Annotated in this window: 16 protein-coding genes and 1 pseudogene; 4 read left to right on the plus strand and 13 right to left on the minus strand. The window is 73.1% G+C overall.

Features of this window, described 5'->3' with window-relative positions; translation table 11 throughout:
• Window positions 1–37 precede the first annotated feature (37 nt).
• From R6Y94_RS09365 to ftsY, 5 genes are all read right to left on the minus strand, one after another.
• On the minus strand, window positions 38–2,443 hold the full coding sequence (locus R6Y94_RS09365) for a [protein-PII] uridylyltransferase (protein ID WP_412102720.1): 2,406 nt from the start codon (window positions 2,441–2,443) through the stop codon (window positions 38–40).
• A 15-nt stretch (window positions 2,444–2,458) separates the two neighbouring features.
• Window positions 2,459–2,797 (minus strand): P-II family nitrogen regulator, encoded by a 339-nt coding sequence (locus R6Y94_RS09370; RefSeq protein ID WP_196205300.1) that lies wholly within the window; start codon window positions 2,795–2,797, stop codon window positions 2,459–2,461.
• Between the two features lie 24 nt (window positions 2,798–2,821).
• Complete coding sequence (locus R6Y94_RS09375; protein ID WP_318395396.1) at window positions 2,822–4,216, minus strand: ammonium transporter; 1,395 nt, start codon at window positions 4,214–4,216, stop codon at window positions 2,822–2,824.
• Window positions 4,217–4,467: 251 nt separating this feature from the next.
• Window positions 4,468–5,256, minus strand: coding sequence for an aminoglycoside phosphotransferase family protein (locus tag R6Y94_RS09380; RefSeq protein ID WP_101370291.1), 789 nt, complete (start codon window positions 5,254–5,256; stop codon window positions 4,468–4,470).
• 90 nt (window positions 5,257–5,346) lie between these two features.
• Window positions 5,347–6,528: a signal recognition particle-docking protein FtsY gene (gene ftsY, locus R6Y94_RS09385; RefSeq protein ID WP_412102724.1), complete on the minus strand. Its 1,182-nt coding sequence runs from the start codon at window positions 6,526–6,528 to the stop codon at window positions 5,347–5,349.
• Between the two features lie 178 nt (window positions 6,529–6,706).
• Between ftsY and R6Y94_RS09390 the strand changes: the two genes are divergently transcribed.
• Complete coding sequence (locus R6Y94_RS09390; RefSeq protein ID WP_318395398.1) at window positions 6,707–8,470, plus strand: alkaline phosphatase D family protein; 1,764 nt, start codon at window positions 6,707–6,709, stop codon at window positions 8,468–8,470.
• Window positions 8,471–8,505: 35 nt separating this feature from the next.
• Here R6Y94_RS09390 and R6Y94_RS09395 read toward each other — a convergent pair whose 3' ends face one another.
• Both R6Y94_RS09395 and R6Y94_RS09400 read right to left on the minus strand, forming a co-directional pair.
• Complete coding sequence (locus R6Y94_RS09395) at window positions 8,506–8,715, minus strand: DUF397 domain-containing protein (protein ID WP_318395477.1); 210 nt, start codon at window positions 8,713–8,715, stop codon at window positions 8,506–8,508.
• A gap of 57 nt (window positions 8,716–8,772) precedes the next feature.
• A pseudogene (locus tag R6Y94_RS09400) lies at window positions 8,773–9,753 on the minus strand (helix-turn-helix domain-containing protein); the annotation flags it as partial.
• Between the two features lie 238 nt (window positions 9,754–9,991).
• Here R6Y94_RS09400 and R6Y94_RS09405 point away from each other — a divergent pair.
• Window positions 9,992–10,510, plus strand: coding sequence for a DinB family protein (locus R6Y94_RS09405; protein ID WP_318395399.1), 519 nt, complete (start codon window positions 9,992–9,994; stop codon window positions 10,508–10,510).
• 67 nt (window positions 10,511–10,577) lie between these two features.
• Here the strand turns inward: R6Y94_RS09405 and R6Y94_RS09410 are convergent, their stop codons facing one another.
• The 3 genes from R6Y94_RS09410 to R6Y94_RS09420 form a co-directional block, all read right to left on the minus strand.
• Complete coding sequence (locus R6Y94_RS09410) at window positions 10,578–11,201, minus strand: HAD-IA family hydrolase (RefSeq protein ID WP_318395400.1); 624 nt, start codon at window positions 11,199–11,201, stop codon at window positions 10,578–10,580.
• Window positions 11,202–14,780 carry a chromosome segregation protein SMC gene (smc, locus tag R6Y94_RS09415; protein ID WP_318395401.1) on the minus strand — a complete coding sequence of 1,193 codons (3,579 nt, stop codon included), beginning with the start codon at window positions 14,778–14,780 and terminating at the stop codon, window positions 11,202–11,204.
• Window positions 14,781–15,245: 465 nt separating this feature from the next.
• On the minus strand, window positions 15,246–15,440 hold the full coding sequence (locus R6Y94_RS09420) for a hypothetical protein (protein WP_101370286.1): 195 nt from the start codon (window positions 15,438–15,440) through the stop codon (window positions 15,246–15,248).
• Window positions 15,441–15,855: 415 nt separating this feature from the next.
• Between R6Y94_RS09420 and R6Y94_RS09425 the strand changes: the two genes are divergently transcribed.
• Entirely contained in the window at window positions 15,856–17,232 is a 1,377-nt protein-coding gene (locus R6Y94_RS09425) for a CAP domain-containing protein (protein WP_318395402.1), read from the plus strand.
• Between the two features lie 244 nt (window positions 17,233–17,476).
• The gene (locus tag R6Y94_RS09430; RefSeq protein ID WP_318395403.1) at window positions 17,477–18,298 is read left to right on the plus strand and encodes an endo alpha-1,4 polygalactosaminidase; all 822 of its coding nucleotides are present in this window, start codon (window positions 17,477–17,479) and stop codon (window positions 18,296–18,298) included.
• A gap of 5 nt (window positions 18,299–18,303) precedes the next feature.
• Here the strand turns inward: R6Y94_RS09430 and mutM are convergent, their stop codons facing one another.
• From mutM to R6Y94_RS09445, 3 genes are read right to left on the minus strand one after another with little or no spacing between them, the layout of a single operon-like run.
• Window positions 18,304–19,167, minus strand: a complete 864-nt coding sequence (gene mutM / locus R6Y94_RS09435) for a bifunctional DNA-formamidopyrimidine glycosylase/DNA-(apurinic or apyrimidinic site) lyase (RefSeq protein ID WP_318395404.1) — start codon at window positions 19,165–19,167, stop codon at window positions 18,304–18,306.
• 13 nt (window positions 19,168–19,180) lie between these two features.
• Entirely contained in the window at window positions 19,181–20,104 is a 924-nt protein-coding gene (rnc, locus tag R6Y94_RS09440; protein WP_318395405.1) for a ribonuclease III, read from the minus strand.
• Window positions 20,101–20,250 carry a hypothetical protein gene (locus R6Y94_RS09445; protein ID WP_318395406.1) on the minus strand — a complete coding sequence of 50 codons (150 nt, stop codon included), beginning with the start codon at window positions 20,248–20,250 and terminating at the stop codon, window positions 20,101–20,103. The genes rnc and R6Y94_RS09445 overlap by 4 nt, the downstream gene beginning before the upstream one ends.
• Window positions 20,251–20,260: the final 10 nt, after the last annotated feature.

Consider the following 20,260-nt stretch of genomic DNA (forward strand, 5'->3'; position numbering starts at 1 on the left):
CGCTGACGTAGTCGGGCCGTCCGGCCGGCGCGACGGTTCAGCCGGCGGCGGCCAGCACGGCGGCCTCGACCCGGTCCCGCTCGGCCTCGTCGGGCCAGCTCCCGACCAGGTAGAAGGCGTCGACCACGTCGCCGCCGAGGGTGGAGATCCGGGCCGCCCGCACCTGGGCGCCGGCCTCGTCCAGCGCGCTGCTGACCCGGTAGAGCAGCCCGCCGGCGTCGGCGGCCCGCAACTCCAGCACCACGGCGTCGGTGGCGGCGGCCCGGTGCCAGACCACCCGGGGTGGCGAGCCGCCGCCCCGGGCCGCCAGGGCACGGCCGCGCAGCCGCTGGGTCACCGAGACGTCGCCGCTGACCGCCCGGCGCAGGTCGGCGGCGAGCGCGACCGGGTCCGGCGGGGTGCCGTAGCGGGGCTGGACCAGGAACTCGACCAGGGCGGTCTCCTTGACCATGCTGGCGTCGGCGGCGAGCACCTCCAGCCGGTGCAGGGCCAGACATCCGGCGACCGCGGCGAGCAGGCCCCGCCGGTCCGCCGCGGCCACCGCCACCCGGTCCCCCTCCAGGTGTACGGCCGGCAGCGGCCCCGCCACCAGCGCCGGGTCCGGGGTCGGCGGCTCGGGAAGCCGGCCGGTGTCGAGCCGGGTGTGCACCCTGCGGACCAGTTCGGCGATCAGCCGGGCCTTCCAGTCCGACCAGGCGGCCGGTCCGGTCGCCAGGGCATCGGCCCGGGCCAGCGCGTGCAGCAGGTTCAGCGTGCTGGTGTCCTGCACCGCCTCGGCCACCCGGGCGATGGTGACCGGGTCGGCGAGGTCCCGCCGGGTCGCCACCTCGGGCAGCAGCAGGTGCAGCTCGACCAGCTTCTCGATCAGGTCGACCTCGGCCGGCGGCAGCCCGATCCGGGCGGCGATCCGGGCCGCGATCGGCGCCCCGACCGAGCTGTGATCCCCACCCAACCCCTTCCCGACGTCGTGCAGGAAGGCGGCGAGCAGCAGCAGGTCGGGCCGGTCCACCTCGCGGGCGTACCCGGTCGCCTCGGCGGCGGCCTGCACCAGGTGCCGGTCCAGCGTGTAGCGGTGCACCGGATTGTGCTGCGGCAGGCTGCGCATCCGGGGCCACTCCGGCAGCCAGCCGTCGACCAGGCCGTACCGGTCACAGGTCTCCCAGGTGGCGACCAGCCCGGGACCGGCACCGAGCAGGGTGATCAGCGCGGCCCGGGCGGCCGGCGGCCAGGGCGTCGGCAGCGGCGGGCAGTACGCGGCCAGCCACTCGCAGGTGGCCCGGGCGATCGGCAGCCGGGCGCTGGCCGCGGCGGCGGCGACCCGCAGCGACAGGCTCGGGTCGGGGCGGGCCCCGATCGCCGTCCGGGCGAGCACCAGCTCGCCGTCCTGCTCCACCACGTCCCGGGCGACCGGGCGGCGCAGCGGTCGGCCGTCGGCGCCCCGGCGCCGGCCCGAGCGGAGTCGGTCGGCGGCCCGCCAGGCGTCGTCCAGGGCGTGGCTGATGGTCCGGGCGTCCCCGGCGACCTGGCGCAACAGCACGTCGCCCAGTTCGGCGACGCCGTCGGACGGCCCGGCGCCGTCGGACGGAACCGGCCTCGCGCCGTCGGGTGGAAGCTGTCGGGGGGCGGGGTCGAGGGTGCCGCGCCGGAGCTGACGCAGCCCGAGCAGGCCGGCCACCGCGGCCCGCTCCTGGGCGAGCAGCCGGTCGACGCGGCGACCGACCGAGGTGTGCAGGGCGTCCCGGGTGTCCAGCATCCGCAGATGCGCGGCCCGGACCGCCGGGCGCAGCGTGTCGCTGATCCCGGCGAAGGCGATGGCCCGGAGCAGCGCGACGTCCCGCAGGCCGCCGGCCGCCTCCTTCAGGTCGCCTTCCAGCAGGAACGCCAGCTCGCCGTGGGCCTGCCAGCGGGTCGCGGTGACCTCGCGCAACGCCGGCAGCGCGCGTACCGCGGTCCGCCGCCACTGGTCGGCGGCGGCGCCGACCAGCCGGGCGGAGAGTTCCCGGTCTCCCGCGACGTGCCGGGCGTCCAGCAGGCCGAGCGCGACCTTGACGTCGTCGTGTGCGACGGAGAGCGCCTCGGGGATGGTCCGCACCGAGTGGTCCAGGCCGAGCCGGGCGTCCCAGATCGGATACCAGAGCGCGGCGGCCAGCTCGTCCATGCCGGGCATCCCGGAGTGCAGCAGCACCAGGTCCAGGTCGCCGCAGGGCGCGCACTGCCGGCGGCCGAGCCCGCCGACCGCGACCAGGGCGACCCCGTCGGCCGAAATCGGGTCGGCCGCGCCCCGCTGGCCGGCGGTCTCCCGCAGCCCCGCCGCGAGCAGCCCGGCCAGCCACGCGTCGAGCGCCGCCGCACGCTGCTCGCGTGCGGCGGCGCCGATGCCGGGGATGACCAGGGGCCTCGGGTCGACCTGACCGGCGGTCAGCGGCGCGGGTCCCGTGGTCATCGTGGCGATTTCCTCCTAGAGCGCGTCGAGGCCGCGCTCGCCGGTACGGACCCGGATGACGTCCTCGACGCCGGTCACCCAGACCTTTCCGTCACCGATCTTGCCGGTACGGGCGGCCGTGACCACCGCGTCGACCACCTTGTCGACGTCGATCTCGTCGGTCAGCACCTCGACCCTGATCTTCGGCAGGAACTCGACGGTGTACTCGGCACCCCGGTACACCTCGGTGTGGCCCTTCTGCCGTCCGTACCCCTGGACCTCGCTGACGGTCAGGCCGGCCACGCCCAGGGCGTGCAGCGCCTCCTTGACCGCGTCCAGCTGGTACGGCTTGATGACCGCAGTCACCAGCTTCATATCCAACCCCTCCATCGGAGAAACTTAACCGGCGACCTTCTCGCTGACCGGAGCGGCGGGCTCCTCCGCCGCCGTGCTGCTGTTCGGGGTGCCGATTCCGGCCATGGCGAACGCGCCGCCGCCGCCGGAAGCCGTGGAGAGGTCGTACCCGCTCTCCGCGTGCTCCGCGAGGTCGATGCTGTCGACCTCGGCCTCCTGGGAGACCCGGAAGCCGATGGTCTTCTCGATCGCGAAGGCCAGCAGCCAGGCGATGCCGAAGGACCAGACGGTGACGACCAGACCCGCCAGGGCCTGCCGGCCGAGCTGGGTCGCGCCGCCGCCGTAGAAGAGGCCGTCGGAGGCGCCTACCACGTCGGTGATCGCGCCGTTGACGCTGTTGGTGGCGAAGAGGCCGAGCCAGAGCGAGCCGATCCAGCCGCCGACGAAGTGCACGCCGACCACGTCGAGCGAGTCGTCGTAGCCGAGCTTGTACTTCAGGCTGACCGCGAGCGCGCAGACCGCACCGGCGACCAGGCCGAGGATCACCGCCGCCCAGGGCGCGATGAAGCCACAGGCCGGGGTGATCGCGACCAGGCCGGCGATCGCGCCGGAGGAGGCGCCGACCAGGGTCGGCTTGCCACCCTTGATCCACTCGACGACGATCCAGCCGAGCACCGCGGCGGCGGTGGCGAGCTGGGTGTTGATGAAGGCCAGACCGGCGACCGAGTCGACGGTCAGCTCCGAGCCGGCGTTGAAGCCGAACCAGCCGAACCAGAGCAGTCCGGCACCGAGCGCCACCAGCGGAATGTTGTGCGGCTTCATGACCTCCTTGGGCCAGCCGAGCCGCTTGCCGAGCACCAGCGCCACACCGAGCGCGGCCGCACCGGCGTTGATGTGCACCGCGGTGCCACCGGCGAAGTCGAGCGCGTGGATGTCGGCGCCGATGAAGCCGCCGCCCCACACCCAGTGCGCCACCGGGAAGTAGACCAGGGTCGCCCAGCCGAACGCGAAGAGCAGCCAGCCGGCGAACTTGGCCCGGTCGGAGATGGCACCGCTGATCAGCGCGACGGTGATCACCGCGAAGACCATCTGGAACGCCATGAAGACGTAGAGCGGGACGCCGATGCCGCTGGGGTTCTCGGCCGTCGCGCCCCACAGGTCCGTCTCGGCCAGGAAGGTCTTGGTGCCGAGGTACTGGGAGATGTCACCCCAGAAGCCGTTCACGTCCGAGCCGAACGCCACGCTGAAACCGTAGAACCACCACAGAACAGAGATGAGCCCGATCGCGGAGAAGCTCATCATCATCATGTTGAGCACGCCCTTGGACCGGTTCAGGCCGCCGTAGAACAGCGCCAGACCGGGCGTCATGAGCAACACGAGCGCCGTCGACACCAGCAGCCATACGGTGTTGCCGGAGTCGATCGTCGGTGCTTCAGGCACGCTGGCCTCCTAAAGTTGGTTACCCTCCTTCCCGGCCCACCGAGGCAGCATCGCCCGTACGCCGGTTGCGCGGAAGCTTCCTGGCTGGAGGTTTCACGCGTGGTGCCCACTTGGTTTCCACCGCGTCACGGGTTGTTTCCAACATGTGAAGAAGCCCGCACCATCGATGGAACGGACGGGGGCATACCAGCCGAATAGCCCGTCATGGATGTACGGACAGCGACACCCGACTGCCGGAACGCGTAATCGGGCTACCGGAGCGCGTACTCCAGGGTGTGCCGTTCGTAGTCGAGCAACCGCAGATCGCGCATCGGGCGCCGGAGGTGACCCTTGTGCACGATCCGGACGAACGCCGGGTCACCGGCCGCCGCCATCCGGCGGATCCCCTCGACGTGGTCCACGATCCGCTTCCGGATGGTCCGGACCAGCCGGTGCCGGTCCCGGGGGATCAGCCCGTACGCGTCGGCGAAGAGCCGCAGCCGGCGCGGCCGGTTGGGCCGCTGCCAGCCGAGGGTGTAGGAGTCCCGGTCGGAGAAGAGCGGCACCCAGGTCCAGGCCGCGTACGCCACGTCGTAGATCCGGGCGCCCGGCGAGGCGAGGTCGAAGTCGATCAGGGCCAGGGTGCCGTCCGGCCGCCAGATCACGTTGTGCGGGGCGGCGTCGTGGTGGCAGATCACCTCGGTGTCCGGCGGCGGCGGCCCGAACGACCGCCAGACCGCGTTCGGCGGCGGCTGGAACCCATATTGCGCGTCGTGGAACATCCGCAGCATGGTGGCGACGGTGACCAGCGCCTCGTCGGTGACCCAGTGCGGGGCGAGCGGGTACTCCCCGCACTCCCCCTCGAGATACGACAGCACCTCGCGGTTGCGCGAGTCCATCCCGAGGGCCCGGGGCGAGCCGGTGAAGCCGACGTATTCCAGGTGCCGGAGCAGGGCGTGCACCGAAGGGGTCCACGGGCCGGCGTTGCGCCGCACCGTGTCGCCCACCCGCACGACGGTGCTGACGTTCCCGCCGTGCAGCGGGATCTCCTGCGAAGTCACGTACGTCTCTCCTGAAGGAGCGGCGCTGGAACAGCGTCACCAGGCCCGCGCCCGGGGACGGGGCGGGGTTAACGAAACAGTCCCCCGAGATTACGCGTCCACGCCAAGCGGCTCGGTGCCGAGGAGCGCGTCGACGAACTGTGCCGGATCGAAGGGCGCGAGATCGTCCGGCCCCTCGCCCAGCCCCACCAGCTTGACCGGGATGCCGAGCTTGCGCTGCACCGCGATCACGATGCCGCCCTTGGCGGTGCCGTCGAGCTTGGTCAGTACCACGCCGGTCACGTCCACCACCTCGGTGAATACCCGGGCCTGCTCCAGGCCGTTCTGCCCGGTGGTGGCGTCCAGCACCAGCAGGGTCTCGTCCACCGGACCGTGCCGGGAGACGACCCGCTTGATCTTGCCCAGCTCGTCCATCAGGCCGACCTTGTTCTGCAACCGGCCGGCGGTGTCGATCAGCACGGTGTCGACGGACGCCTCGATGCCGCGCTGCACCGCGTCGAAGGCGACGCTGGCCGGGTCGGCCCCCTCCGGGCCCCGGACCACCTCGGCGCCGACCCGGCCGGCCCAGGTGGTGAGCTGCTCGGCGGCGGCGGCCCGGAACGTGTCGGCGGCGCCGAGCAGCACCGTCCGGCCGTCCGCGATCAGCACCCGGGCCACCTTGCCGCAGGTGGTGGTCTTGCCGGCGCCGTTGACCCCGACCACCAGCAGCACCGCCGGGGTGCCGCCGTCCCGGGTCGCCCGCAGCGACCGGTCCAGCGTCGGGTCCAGTACGCCCACCAGCTCGGCCGCGAGCAGCGCCCGCAGCTCGGTCGCGGTACGGGTGCCGAGTACGGCGGTCCGCTCCCGCAGCCGGTCGACGATCTCCCGGGTCGCCTCGACCCCGACGTCCGCGCCGATCAGGCTGTCCTCGATCTCCTCCCAGACCTCCTCGTCGAGATGGTCCCGGGCGAGCAGGCTGAGCAGACCCTTGCCGAAGACGTTCTGCGACCGGGAGAGCCGGGCCCGCAGCCGGACCATCCGGCCGGCGGTCGGCTCCGGTCGCTCCACCACCACCGGCGCCTCGACCTCGGTCGGTGCCGGCGGCGCCTCGACGGGCGGGGTCAGGACGTCCGTCGGCGGTGCCGCCGTAGGGCTGGGCGGCACCGGTGGTACCGGTGGGGCGGGCGGGATCGGCGGCAGCGGCGGGGCGGCCCGGCCGCCCCGGCGGGTCATCACCAGACCGACCGCCAGGCCCACCAGCAGGAGCACCAGCACGGCGGCCACGACCACCATGACGAGGAGGTTGTCCATACGGGCGATCCTGTCAGACGCCGGACGGCTTGGCGCAGCCGCCGCACTGTGCCGGGGTGTTACAGCCGAGTAGGCTCGCCGCGAAGCTCCGGTAAGCACTGCGGGCAACCGGGCAGGAAAGCCTGTCCACCACCCCCTCACCTCGCTCGGAGGTCGTCCCATGCCCACCGCCCGGCTCCTGATCGGCCCGGTCCTGCGCCGGGTGGTCGGCTCCAGCGCGACCGTCTGGGTGGAGACCAGCGGGCCGGCCCTGGTCCGGGTCGAGACGCCGGACGGCGCGGGTGGCGAGGCGCCCACCTTCACCGCCTTCGACCACCACTACGCGCTGGTCGTGGTGACCGGGCTGACCCCGGGTACGGCCGCGCCCTACCACGTCTTCCTGGACGGTGAGCAGGTCTGGCCGGAGCCCGGGGGGAAGTTCCCGCCGAGCGTGATCCGGACCCGCCCGGCCGGCGACCTCGGGGCGCGGCTGGTCTTCGGCTCCTGCCGGGAGACCACCCAACACGCCACCGCCCGGAAACTGCCGCCGGACGCGCTGGACGCGTACTCCCGGCGGTTGATGGCCTCGGTCGGCGCCGGGCGGCCGGGAGAGCGCGGCGGGCCCGCGAACGCCGCCGACGGCTGGCCGGACCTGCTGGTGCTGCTCGGCGACCAGGTCTACGCCGACCAGACCTCTCCGACGGTACGCAAGCTGCTGCGCCGCCGGCGCGACCGGAGTGCCGGTGCCCCGGCCGACCAGGTGGTGAGCTTCGACGAGTACACCAAGCTCTATCTGGAGTCGTGGCGGGATCCGGAGATCCGCTGGCTGCTCTCGACCGTGCCGAGCGTGATGATCTTCGACGACCACGAGATCATCGACGACTGGAACACCTCGACGCCGTGGCGGACCGAGACGCACCGCCAGCCCTGGTGGCCGGAACGGATCTCCAGCGGGCTCGCGTCGTACTGGGTCTACCAGCACCTGGGCAACCTCGAACCGGACGAGATCGCCGCCGACCCGGTCTATGCCAAGGTCGTCGCCGCCGAGGACGCGACCTCGGTGCTGCGCGAGTTCGGCGAGCGGGTCGACGCCGAGGCGACCGGCTACGACGCCGCGCTGGGCCGGGGCGAGTCGCCGGCCCAGGCCGCCCCGCCCGGCCGCTACCAGTGGAGCTACTCGCTCGACGTCGGCCGTACCCGGCTGGTGGTGCTGGACAACCGGTGCAGCCGGGTACTCGACCGGACACACCGGGCGATGCTGCCGCCGGCCGAGTGGTCCTGGTTCACCGACCAGGTGCACGGCGAGTACGACCACCTGGTGGTCGGGTCGTCGCTGCCCTGGCTGCTGCCGCCCGGCATCCACCACCTGGAGTCCTGGAACGAGCGGCTGGCCGACTCGGACCGGCCCCGGGTGGCGGCGTTCGCCGAACGGTTGCGCCGGGCGCTCGACCTGGAGCACTGGGCGGCGTTCCGCCGGTCGTTCGACGCGCTCGCCCAGGTCTTCGTCCGGCTCGGCAGCGGGTCCGCCGGAGAGCCGGGCGACCGGGTCGGCGCCGGGCCGGCGTACCCGGCACCGGCGTCGATCAGCGTGCTCTCCGGCGACGTGCACCACTCGTACGTCGCCCGGGCCCGGTTCCCGGGCGGGCCGACCGCCACTCCGGTGCACCAGTTGACCTGCTCGCCGATCCACAACCAGATCCCGGTACCGATGCGACCGCTGCTCCGGCTCGGCTGGTGGCGCGGCCCGTCGGTGGTGGCCCGGGCACTGGCCCGGGCGGCGGGGGTCAGACGGCCCCCGGTGCACTGGCGCAAGCTGGACGGGCCCTACTTCGGCAACGCGGTCAGCACACTCCGGCACGAGAGCCGCTCCGCCGAGGTGACCATCGAGGGCACCGCGCCGGACGGCACCCTACGCACCGTCGCCCGGCGCACCCTCACCCGCTGACCGTCGTAACCCCCAGCCGGGTAAGGGCGAACCGGTCAGAAGTCGAACTCACCGTCCTTGGCGCCGGCCAGGAAGGCATCCCACTCGGCCCGGGTGTAGACGATCACGGCACCGTCCGGAGCCTTGCTGTGCCGCACCGCCACCCGGCCACTTCCATCCGCCAACGGCCCCGCCTCGACACAGTTGCCGCCGCCACCGCTGCTCCGGGTGCTGACATGCCACCTCACGCCGCTCAGGTCGTCCATCGGATCTCCTCCGCGATCGCCGCAATCAGCTCGGCCGATGTGCCCACGGGCAAGCGCGACCTCCCGGAGCCGATCGTACGCCTGGGCAAACCGGGTGGACTTGGGCCATTCCAGGAAGAGCCGTCCGCCCAAATGCTCCACATAGGCCACCGGCGGAAACGGCTTGGGTAGCTCGAAGAGCTGGAACGGACCATCCGTGCCGACGCTCGCGCCAGCGGCGAGCGGCAATACCCGAACCTCGATATTCCGTTGCCGAGCCAACTGCACCAGGTGGTCGAGTTGGCTCCGCATCACCCGGTCACCGCCGATCCTGGCCCGCAGCACCGCCCCGGCGACCACGCAGGTCTACCGGGTAGGTTTGGCGCCGGTGAGCACGCGTTGCCGGGCCAGCCGCAGCGCCACCACCCAGCGGTCGATCCGCTCGTCGGTAGGCTGGTCTCCCTCCGCCTCCCGCAGGATCGCGCTCGCGTATGCCGGCGTCTGCAACAACCCAGGAACCCGCCCGAGTTCGAAGACGCAAATCCGCGCGGCGCGTTCCTCCAACCAGGGTAGGCCGACGAAGGACTTGTCGTAGATCGCGTCCTCGAATTCGGTCTCCCACTCGTGGCGGCGGCCGACCTCCTCGCTGAGCCGGATGAAGTGCTCCCGGACCTCCTTGTCAACCACGCCGTAGAGGTCGAGCAGCAGTCGTACGTCCGGGCGCGGGAACGGCCATTCGGCCCGTTCGAACCGGCCGAGTGCGGAGCGGTCCCGGTTGAGATAACTGGCCGCCTCCTCCAGGCTCAGCCCGATCTCCTCGCGCAGCGCGCGCAACTGCTGGCCGAGGAGTTGGCCGCGCAGTGTCGAAACCTTGCTCGGGTGCGATGAATGCATCGATCGTCTCCTGTCGGCGGGCGCCCGGGAACCGTTGCTCCCACTGTTGGGCGCGGGGAAGCGTGGTGACGTGCGCGACGAACGCCACCGGGCGACTAGCAACGGCTTGGCTGTGAAGCCGACAGGTAAGGGTTTCCGGGTGCTGTCCCGGCCACCGGGCCTCATCTGCGGGTCGGACCGGACCCGCCTTACCAGCCCGCTAAAGAACTACCACAAACCCCCAACGCCGACTACCCCGCGACCACACAAGAAGATGCGGCCCAAGATTCTCGGCGAATTGTGGTTAGCGGCGAGCCACAATTCGCCAAGAATCTTGACGCCCTTGAGCACGGTGGCGGGGCGGGGCGCAGCGCGGGGCCGGTGGCGGCGGTGGGCGGGCGAGTGATCATGCGATCATGTCCCGATGACCTGGACCGCCCCCGACATCGACCGGCACCGCGCACCAGTGGTCGCGGACGAGCGCACCATGCTCGACGGCTGGCTCGACTTCCACCGGCAGACCCTGCTCACCAAGTGCGCCGGGCTGACCGCCGACCAGCTCCGCACCGCCAGCGTCGAACCCTCCGGGCTGACCCTGCTCGGCCTGGTCCGGCACTGCGCCGACAACGAGCGGTACTGGTTCCGCCAGCAGTTCGCCCGGCTCGACGTACCGTGGCTCTACCACACCCCGGAACAGCCCGACCGCGACCTCGAAGGCATCGCCGACGCGGACCCGGCGACCGACCTCGCCACCCTGCGAGACGAGATCGAACTTGCCCGCCAGGCCGTCGCCGGCCGTGACCTGGACGACACCTTCCCCGGCAACCGTGGCAGGGACATCAGCCTGCGCTGGGTCTACCTGCACATGATCGAGGAGTACGCCCGGCACAACGGCCACGCCGACCTGATCCGGGAACGCCTCGACGGCACCACCGGCGAGTAGTCGGCCGACGCGGTCGCCTGGCGCGGGGCCCGCCAAGGGCGCGGCCAGCTTCTCGGCCACCCGCAGGTCAGCGGGCCAGTGCGGCGCGCAGGTAAGGCAGGTCCGCCGGCCCGTTCCACCGGTACGCCGACAGCCCGGCGACCCGGGCTCCCCGCACCGACCGGTCCGAGTCGTCGACGAAGAGCACCTGGGCCGGCGGGGTACCGACGGCCAGGCAGGCCTGCTGGAAGTACTCCTTGGACGGCTTCGGCACGCCCAGCTTCGAGGAGTTGACCACCACGTCCACCTCGTCGGTCAGGCCGAGCAGCGCCAGATCGGAGTCGAGCAGGTCGGTGGCGTTGGTGGCCAGCCCGACCCGGATCCCGGCGGCGCGCACCTCCCGGAGGAAGCCGAGCACGTCCGGATCCACCGTGCCCCGGTCGGCCTGCCACTCCTGCACCGCCGCCCGCGCCCGGTCCGGCCCACCGGCCGGCTCGGCGAGCGCGTCGGCGATCCCGGCCAGCCAGTCGGCGTGGCTGAGCTGCCCGGTGACCGCCGGTTGCCGCAGCGACCACCGCATCGCGGTGTCGTAGAGCGCGCCGGCCGGCAGCCCGTACCGGCGCTCGACGGCGGCGGTGCTCTCCGGATCCCACCGGCGCAACACCCCGTCCAGCTCCACCAGCAGGGCGTTCGGGCGTTCCCGCCGGGCCATTCAGTCCTCCTCGTTGCTGAGCCGCTGGCTGATCACCTGGGTCACGCCGCTGCGCATGGTCACGCCGTACAAGGCGTCGGCCACCTCCATCGTGCGCTTCTGGTGGGTGACGACGATGAGCTGGCTCTTCTCCCGTAACTGGGCCATCAGGGTGATCAGCCGGCCCAGGTTGACGTCGTCCAGCGCCGCCTCGACCTCGTCCATGATGTAGAACGGGCTGGGCCGGGCCCGGAAGATCGCCACCAGCATGGCGACGGCGGTCAGCGACCGCTCGCCGCCGGAGAGCAGCGACAACCGCTTGATCTTCTTGCCCGGTGGGCGGGCCTCGACCTCGACGCCGGTGGTGAGCAGGTCCTCCGGGTCGGTGAGCACCAACCGCCCCTCACCGCCGGGGAAGAGCACCGTGAAGACCTGCTCGAACTCCCGGGCGGTGTCGTGGTAGGCGCTGGCGAAGACCTCCAGGATCCGGTCGTCCACGTCCTTGACCACGGTGAGCAGGTCCCGGCGGGTCGCCTTGAGGTCTTCGAGCTGCTCGGAGAGGAACTTGTAGCGCTCCTCCAGGGCGGCGAACTCCTCCAGGGCCAGCGGGTTGACCTTGCCGAGCAGGGCCAGCTCGCGTTCCGCCTTCGCGGCCCGCTTCTCCTGCACCGGCCGCTCGAACGGCACCGGTTCCGGCGCCGGCCGGTCGTCCCGTTCGGCGGCGGCGATCTCGGCCTGACTCGGCGGTACCGGCTGCTGCGGGCCGTACTCGGCGACCAGCGTCTCCACGTCCAGCCCGAAGTCCTCGGCCGCCTTCGCCTCCAACTGCTCGATCCGCAGCCGCTGTTCGGCCCGGGCCACCTCGTCCCGGTGCACCGCGCTGGTCAGCCGCTCCAGGTCGGCACCGAGCCGCTTGGCCGCGCCGCGTACCTCCTGAAGCTCGGCCTCCCGGGCGGACCGGGCCGCCGCGACCTCGTCCCGGGTCTGCTCGGCCGCGGCCAGCGAGACCGCGAGCCGGGTCAGCGCCTCCCGGGCGCCGAACTCGACGGCCCGGGCGATGCCGGCGCCCCGGGCCCGGGCGGCCCGTCGGGCGGCGGCCCGCTCCCGGGCGGCCCGCTCGGCGGCGGCCTGCCGGGCCAGCGAGTCCGCGCGGCCGGCGATCGAGGCGACCCGCTCCTCGGCGGTACGCACCGCGAGCCGGACCTCCATCTCGTTCTGCCGGGCCTGCGGCAGGTACGCCGCCAGTTCGTCCCGCTCCTCGGTGGACGGGTCGGCGTCGATCGGGGTGACCTCGGCGAGCCGGAGCCGCTCCTCCAGCTCGGCCAGGCCGGCGAGGTCCCGCTCCCGGGCCTGCTCGGCGCGACCGCGCGACTCGGCCAGCCGGTCCATCTCGGCCTTGGCCGAGCGGGCGGCGGCGCCCAGCTCGGCGAGCCGGCGGGCGGCGGCGTTGCGCTGTCCCTCCGCGTCCCGCTTCACCGCTGCGGCGGCGGCCACCTCCTGCTTGCGCTCGGCCACCTCCTCGCGGGCCTCGCCGAGCTGCTCGCGCAGCTCGGCGATGGTCTGCTCGGCGGTGAGCCGGTTGGCCCGGGCCTCCTCGACCGCGGCCTGCACCTCCAGGAAGCTCGGTGCCTTGGCCGAGCCGCCGGCCGCCGCGTAGCCGCCGACCACGTCACCGTCGGCGGTCACCGCCCGGAGTTCCGGATTGCCGGCCACCAGCTTGGTCGCGGCCTCGAGCGTGTCGACCAGTACGACGTCGCGCAGCGCCCGGTGCACCGCCGGGCGTACCTCGTCGGGGCAGCCGACCAGGTCGGGCGCCCAGTGCGTACCGTCCGGCAGGGCGGGACGGAGCGAGCTCGGGGAGCCGATCATGCCCGGCCCGGCGTGGCCGCCGACCAGCAGCTCGGCCCGGCCGGCGTCCTGGATCTTCAGCCACCGCATCGCCTCGGCCGCCTCGTCCACCCCGGCGACCGCGACCGCGTCGGCCAGCGAACCGAGCGCGGCGGCCAGCGCGGCCTCGTGCCCGGGCGCGACGGTCAACAGCCCGGCCAGGCTGCCCAGCAGCCCCGGCACCTGGTCGGCGCGGGACAGCAGCGCCCCGGCGCCGTCCTTGCGGCGCAGCCCCATCGCCAGCGCCTCTTCCCGGGCCTTCCAGGTCGCCGCGTCCTTCTCCGCCGCCCGTTCGGCGTCGGAGAGGGTACGCACCCGGGCCGCCGCCTCCTCCTGCGCGGCGACCGCCTCGGCGTGCCGGGCGTCCAGCTCGGCGTTGTCCCGATCCGCCTCCGAGGACTGCTCGGCAACGGCATCCAGCTCGTTCTGGGTCTGCTCCGCCCGCAGTTGCGCGTCGGCGTGCGCGGCGGCGAGCCGTTCGATCTCCTCGGCCGCCGAGCCGGTACGCGCCCGCGCCGAGTTGACCTGCCCGGTCAGCTTGGCCAGCCCCTCGCGCCGGTCGGCGATCGCCTTCGCGGCCGCCACCAGCGCGCGTTCCGCCTCGGCGAGCTGGCGTTCGAGCTGCTGGCGGCTCTCCACCGCCTCGGCCAGCCGGATCTGGTCCTCGGTGAGGGCGGCACGCAGCTCCTCCTCGTGCGCGCGGACCTCCTCGGCCTCGGCTTCCAGGCGGTCCGGGTCCCGGCCGGGGCGCTCGTCGTCCGGGGTGGCGCTCAGGTGCCGCAGCCGCTCCCGGGCCAACTGCTCGGTGGAGCGGAACCGCTCGGTGAGCGCGGAGAGCCGATACCAGGTGTCCTGGGCCCGGGCGAGCAGCGGAGCGTCCTCGGCGAGCGCCTCCTCCAGCTCGGCGAGCCGGGACTGCACCTCGGCGTGTTCCGCCTCGACCTGCTCGCGCCGCTGCCGCAGGGCGGCCTCGTCGGCGATCTCCTTGTCCAGGGTCGAGCGGAGCGTGGCCAGGTCGTCGGCGAGCAGCCGCAGCCGGGCGTCCCGCAGGTCGGCCTGGATGCCCTGGGCCCGGCGGGCCACCTCGGCCTGCCGGCCCAGCGGCTTGAGCTGGCGACGCAGCTCGGCGGTGAGGTCGGTCAGCCGGTTCAGGTTGACCTGCATCGCGTCGAGCTTGCGCAGCGCCTTCTCCTTGCGCTTGCGATGCTTGAGTACCCCCGCCGCCTCCTCGATGAAGGCCCGCCGGTCCTCCGGCTTCGCGTGCAGTACGGCGTCGAGCTGGCCCTGCCCGACGATGACGTGCATCTCCCGGCCGATACCGGAGTCGGAGAGGAGTTCCTGGATGTCGAGGAGCCGGCAGGAGTCGCCGTTGATCTCGTATTCGCTCTCGCCGGAGCGGAACATCCGGCGGGTGATCGACACCTCGGTGTAGTCGATCGGCAGCGCGCCGTCGGTGTTGTCGATCGTCAGGGTGACCTCGGCCCGCCCCAGCGGCGCCCGGCCGGCGGTACCGGCGAAGATCACGTCCTCCATCTTGCCGCCGCGCAGCGCCTTCGCGCTGTGCTCACCGAGCACCCAGGCGATCGCGTCGACGACGTTCGACTTGCCCGAGCCGTTCGGACCCACCACGCAGGTGATCCCCGGCTCCAGCTTGAAGGTCGTGCTGGAGGCGAAGGATTTGAAGCCCTTCACCGTCAGGCTCTTGAGATACACGTTCCCGATCCTCGTCCGGCGCGACCGCCGGGCAGACTCAGCGCTTCCCGGTCCGTCCCGCTCCCGGTCCGGCACCGCCCCGACCGGGTCGTCAGCCGCTCGGCCGCGCCCGAACTCGGCGGAGAGTTTGCCCCCGGCGGTGGGAGCCTGGTCAACCCGCAGGGTAACCCGGAGGCGGTCGTCCTGCTCGACGCGGCACGCCCCGACCAGCGTATCGGATCGGCAGAGACCACCCTCGGGGCAGCGCAGCGGCCGCCCGGTTCTGCTCCGGCTCGCGGCACCGGCGCCGGGTCAGGACACGACCGGGCCGCCGTACTGTCGCCGGACGGAGACGGACCGGCGACGGGCGCGTGGGAGCAGGCGTACCCGGGAAACAGAACTGCGCGCCGCCACAGGTGTGTCGGCGCGCTTTTTCTGGTGCGATTCAGTTGTCAGGCGGGGCGCCGGTTGCCCGACGCCCGGAGCTCAGGTCAGTGCGGGCTCGGCCAGCCGCAGCAGGTCGTCTGCCTCGGCGACCGCCGCCGCGAGCCGATCGTTCTCGGCACGCAACCGCGTCGTCTCGAACTCCAGTGCCTGAACCCTGGCACGCAGTCGGGTGACCTCGTCGAGGAGGCGCCGGTCGGGCGCCGCACCAACGTGGCCGTAGAGGGCCTTCGCCATATCGTCTCCTTGTAATGCGCTGCCGGAAAGGCCGGCCAACGCGCGCCCAACTCGTACGCGACTACCCGCCCGCAGGCATACGCGGGCATGGTCGGGCGCGACTGGCGACACTTACATAGTGTGCCGATGTCCCGGCTGAGTCAAGTTCACCGGGACATAGGCCACCTGTGCCATCAACCACTCGATCGCCGAGGGCTTGCCGCGCAGGCACGAACCAGGTCGCTGTCCGGACCACCGGAGTCTATCCGCCGTCGATGTCCAGATCGGCGTCGCCCCTGGCCAACCGCACAATCCCGCCGGCGGGTCCCCCCTTATATCTTCCTTAGCCACGTTGCCCCTGGCTGACAGGCCCGCGTAGCGTCCGCACGGTCAGCGACCAGGCAAAACCGAGGTCCGGAAGCAATGGAGGCACGGCGTGCAGGGTTGGAACGAGCAGACCGACTGGGAGGACGGCGGGGACTGGCCCGGCCGACCCGACAACGGTGCTGCCTACCCGGCCGCCCCCGCCGGTCATCCGGATGATCTCTCCCGCTCGTCCCGACACCCCGGCACGGCGGACCCGCACCACCGCCCCGACCCGGACCGGTCGGACCGGCGCACCGAGCCCGCCTGGTCGGTCAACCGTCCCGACTTGGGCTTGCCGGACCAGCATCCGGACCTGGACCGGTCCGACCAGCGCCCCGATCCGGACTGGTCGGACGAGCCCGACCACCACCGGCAGTACCCCGACGGCGGCTGGCAGGACGAGCCAACCAGGACCGGACGGCGGACCGGAGCAGGCTGGTCGGACGAGCCGACCGAATTCCCGCACCCCGGCGAGGCGGGCTGGACGGACGAGGCCACCGAGCGCTGGCGAAGGGCCGGACTCGACCCGGTGGACGAGCCGACCGGGCGGCGGGAGCACGCCGCAGCACGCTGGGCGGACGAGCCGGCCGACCTCGGCGCGTTCGCGCTCGGCCGGGACCCCGGCGGCGTGCCGGGCCGCCGGGTACCGTCCGGCGACCTCCGGACGGACGGCGGCCCTTCCGACCGGAACGGATCCGGCCGGCACCGCCGGCCCACTCCGCTACGTGGCCCGGTCGGCCTGGGTATCGCGGTGACCGCGCTGCTCGGCCTCTTCGGCGTCGGTGCGGCCCTGCTGCCGCCGAGCCTCGCCGACACGCCGGCCGGCAGCCGTGCCGACCAGCCGGCCGTCGAGGCGGCCGGCCCCGAGCAGGCCACGGATCCGGCGACGCCGGAGCCGAGCGGGACCGCCGGGCAGACCGCCACCCCGACGCCGACCACGACCGCCACCCGGCCCGCCCCGAAGCCCAAGGCCACCACCACCGCGCCGAAGTCGCCGCGGACGAGCAGCCCGGCCGCGCGGCGTACGCCGGCCCGGTCGGGGTCCGGGGGCAGCGCGGCGGGGAGCAGCCAGGAGGCGCAGGTACTCGCGATCGTCAACCGGGAGCGCGCCGCCAACGGGTGCGCCGCAGTGGTGATCAACAGCGATCTGGCCGAGGCGGCCCGGCTGCACAGCCAGGACCAGGGCGAGAACACCAACATGTCGCACACCGGCAGCGACGGCAGCGACTTCGTGGAACGGGCCCGGCGGGCCGGCTACGACCGGCCGATCGGTGAGAACGTCGCCATGGGGTACGAGAACGCCGCCGCCGTGATGGACGGCTGGATGAACAGCTCCGGACACCGGGCCAACATCCTCAACTGCGACGCCAGGGCGATGGGAGTCGGGGTGGCCACCGGGGCCGACGGCCGGCTCTACTGGACCCAGGTGTTCGGCGCGGTCGCCTGACCCTCTCGCCCGGATCGGTTGGCCCCTTGCCCGGATCGGCGGCCCCTCTCGCCCGGATCGGTTGCCGCCCTCGGCCGGATCGGCTGACCGGGTCCGGCCCGGCCGGCCGGCTGGCTGGCCCGTCCGGCCCGGCCGGCTTAGCTGCGGCTCCGGCGGCACCTCTCCGGCCGCCGTGCCCGACGTACGGGCTGACTCGTTGGCCGGTACGAGGGGGTGCGCAGCCGTGCTCAGCGCTGCTGGATGAGTGTCCGGGATACACCGGGCGGCCGGGCTGGTCCTCGCGGTCGCGCTGCTGCTGCCGACCCAGGGGTGTCGCCTCCTGCCGGACCGGTCCGAGGTGCCACCGTGGCCGGGCGGCCCGACCCCGAGCTGGCAGTGGCAGGTCAGCGGTCAACTCGATCCGACCGTCGACGCCGAGGTGTACGTGCTCGACGGCTTCCTGATATCGCTGGAGACCGCCCGACGGCTACGGGCGGACGGGCGGCGTCTGGTCTGCCACGTCGAGGCCGGGATCTACCAGGAGTCCCGCCCCGACGCGGCACGCTTTCCGGCCGGCGTACTCGGTGCGCCGGCCCGGGTGCCCGGCCAGCCGTCGGGTACGCCGCGCGGCCGGTGGCTGGACATCCGGCAGTGGTCGGTACTCGAACCGGTACTCGCCGACCGGTTCCGGCTCTGCCGGGGCAAGAGGTTCGTCGCGGTACTGCCGGTCGGGATGGACGGCTACACGCACCGGTCCGGCTTTCCGCTGACCTTCGACGACCAGCTCGCCTTCAACCGGCGCGTCGCCGAGCTGGCCCGGCAGGCGCAACTCACCCCCGGGCTCGCCAACGACATCGACCAGGTGCTGGCGCTGGAGCCGTACTTCGACTTCGCGGTCAACGAGGAGTGCGTCCGGCGTACCGAGTGTGCCCGGCTGGTGCCGTTCACCCAGGCCGGGAAGCCGGTGTTCCACGTCGAGTACCAGGGGTCGACCGCCGACTTCTGCACCACCTCGGTCGGTTACGGCCTCACCTCGATCCGCAAGGACCGGGACCTCGGGGTACGCCGGGACGTCTGCCCGCCCTGACCGCCTCAGCGGGTCGGCCGCGCCGCCGTCCGGGGTCGGGGCTGGCAGCGGGGGCAACTGAACGACGACCGGTTCATGAACGCCTCGCGGCGGATCGGCGTGCCGCAGCGCCGGCAGGGCAGGCCCTCCCGGCCGTACACGTTCAGTTCGCGGTCGAAGTAGCCGCTCTCGCCGTTGACGTTGACGTAGAGTGCGTCGAAGCTGGTGCCGCCCTCTTTGATCGCCTCGCCGAGCACGTCCCGGACGTGGCCGAGCAGTCGGGCGACCGCCGGCCCGGTGAGCGCCTCCGTCGGCCGGGCGCCGTGCAGGCCGGCCCGCCACAGCGCCTCGTCGGCGTAGATGTTGCCGACCCCGGAGATCAGGGTCTGGTCGAGCAGCGCCCGCTTGACCTCGGTGCGTCGCCGTCGCGTCGCGGCCACGAAGTCGGTGTCGGAGAACTCCGGGTCCATCGGGTCGCGGGCGATGTGCGCGATCTCGGCCGGCAGGGTCGCGCCGCCCTCCGAGACCGCCAGGCCGCCGAAGGTGCGCTGGTCGACGAAGCGCAGGTCGGTGCCCCCGTCGTCGAAGGTGAACCGGATCCGCAGATGGGTCTCGTCGGCCGCCTCGGTCGGCCGGACCAGCAGTTGCCCGGACATGCCGAGGTGTCCGACGATCGCGTCATCACTGTCCAGTGGCAGCCACAGGTACTTGCCGCGACGGCGGGCGTCCAGGATCGTCCGTCCGGCGAGTACCGCGGCGAAGTGCTCGGCGCCGGGCAGGTGCCGGCGTACGGCGCGCGGATGGCGTACCTCGACGGCCGCGATCCGCCGACTCGTCACCCAGCGGGACAGCCCTTCCCGGACCGTCTCCACCTCGGGCAGCTCAGGCATGTACCACCTTCGTTCAGCTCGGGACGGCGTCGCCGACCGTATCCGGGTTGCCACGGTCGGCGTCGGCCGGCCCGCCGGAGGCCGCGACGACCGGCCGTCCGGCGTCCGGTTCGGCGGCCGGACCGGTGCCGTCGGATGCCGGTCCGCTGCCGTCCGGTGCCGGAACGGCGGCGGGCTCGGCGGCGACCGGCTCGGCGACGGTCGTCGCGGCGGCGGCCGGCTCGTTCTGCTGCTCGGAGAGGGTCCGCCAGGCGGCCTCGGCGGCCCGCTGCTCGGCCTCCTTCTTGCTGCGGCCGTCGGCACCGCCGTATTTCCGGCCGGCCACCACCACCCAGGCGGTGAAGGTCTTGGCGTGGTCGGGCCCGGCCTCGTCGATCCGGTACTCCGGTACGCCCAGCCCGAGTGCGGCGGTCAGCTCCTGGAGGCTGGTCTTCCAGTCCAGCGCGGCCCCCCGGCCGGCCGACTCCGCCATCAGCGGGTCGAAGAGCCGGTGGATCACGATGGCGACGGTGTCCAGGCCGTACTGGAGGTAGATCGCGCCGAGCAGCGCCTCCAGGGTGTCGGCGAGGATGCTCGCCTTGTCCCGCCCGCCGGTGCTCTCCTCGCCCTTGCCCAGCAGCAGGTACGGCCCGAGTCCGTCCGGGCCGAGCCGCCGGGCGACGTCGGCCAGCGCCCGCATGTTGACCACGCTGGCCCGCAGCTTCGCCAACTGCCCCTCGGGCAGGTCCGGATGGTTGTGGAACAACGCGGTGGTGATCACCACACCCAGCACCGAGTCGCCGAGGAACTCCAGCCGCTCGTTGGTCGGCAGGCCACCGTTCTCGTACGCGAACGACCGGTGCGTGAGGGCCCGCTCCAGCAGGTCCGGGTCCAGGGCGACCCCGAACGCCGCCTCCAGGTGCGTGGTCGGCGGTCGCCGCCGCTTGTCCTTGGTCATGCCGTCTCCTCGCTTCGCCGGCCGCCGCCCCGACCCGGGCAGTTGGGCTGGCCGATTCGCTCGTTGCGCTCGCCCACGCCATCTCCGCCGCCCCTGTGGTGGACGTGCCGGGGCCGGGCGCCGAGCTGGCTGGTGTGTTCACTCATGCCGGTACTC

The sequence above is a fragment of the Plantactinospora sp. KLBMP9567 genome, from assembly GCF_033446045.1.
Classification (GTDB): domain Bacteria; phylum Actinomycetota; class Actinomycetes; order Mycobacteriales; family Micromonosporaceae; genus Plantactinospora.

What these genes read in the sequence shown, in the direction of transcription:
- R6Y94_RS09365 (WP_412102720.1), bottom strand. Translation starts at nt 2,443, where the DNA reads ATGACCACGGGACCCGCGCCGCTGACCGCCGGTCAGGTCGACCCGAGG.
- R6Y94_RS09370 (WP_196205300.1), bottom strand. Translation starts at nt 2,797, where the DNA reads ATGAAGCTGGTGACTGCGGTCATCAAGCCGTACCAGCTGGACGCGGTC.
- ftsY (WP_412102724.1), bottom strand. Translation starts at nt 6,528, where the DNA reads ATGGTGGTCGTGGCCGCCGTGCTGGTGCTCCTGCTGGTGGGCCTGGCG.
- R6Y94_RS09390 (WP_318395398.1), top strand. Translation starts at nt 6,707, where the DNA reads ATGCCCACCGCCCGGCTCCTGATCGGCCCGGTCCTGCGCCGGGTGGTC.
- R6Y94_RS09395 (WP_318395477.1), bottom strand. Translation starts at nt 8,715, where the DNA reads ATGGACGACCTGAGCGGCGTGAGGTGGCATGTCAGCACCCGGAGCAGC.
- R6Y94_RS09405 (WP_318395399.1), top strand. Translation starts at nt 9,992, where the DNA reads ATGACCTGGACCGCCCCCGACATCGACCGGCACCGCGCACCAGTGGTC.
- R6Y94_RS09410 (WP_318395400.1), bottom strand. Translation starts at nt 11,201, where the DNA reads ATGGCCCGGCGGGAACGCCCGAACGCCCTGCTGGTGGAGCTGGACGGG.
- R6Y94_RS09420 (WP_101370286.1), bottom strand. Translation starts at nt 15,440, where the DNA reads ATGGCGAAGGCCCTCTACGGCCACGTTGGTGCGGCGCCCGACCGGCGC.
- mutM (WP_318395404.1), bottom strand. Translation starts at nt 19,167, where the DNA reads ATGCCTGAGCTGCCCGAGGTGGAGACGGTCCGGGAAGGGCTGTCCCGC.
- rnc (WP_318395405.1), bottom strand. Translation starts at nt 20,104, where the DNA reads ATGACCAAGGACAAGCGGCGGCGACCGCCGACCACGCACCTGGAGGCG.
- R6Y94_RS09445 (WP_318395406.1), bottom strand. Translation starts at nt 20,250, where the DNA reads ATGAGTGAACACACCAGCCAGCTCGGCGCCCGGCCCCGGCACGTCCAC.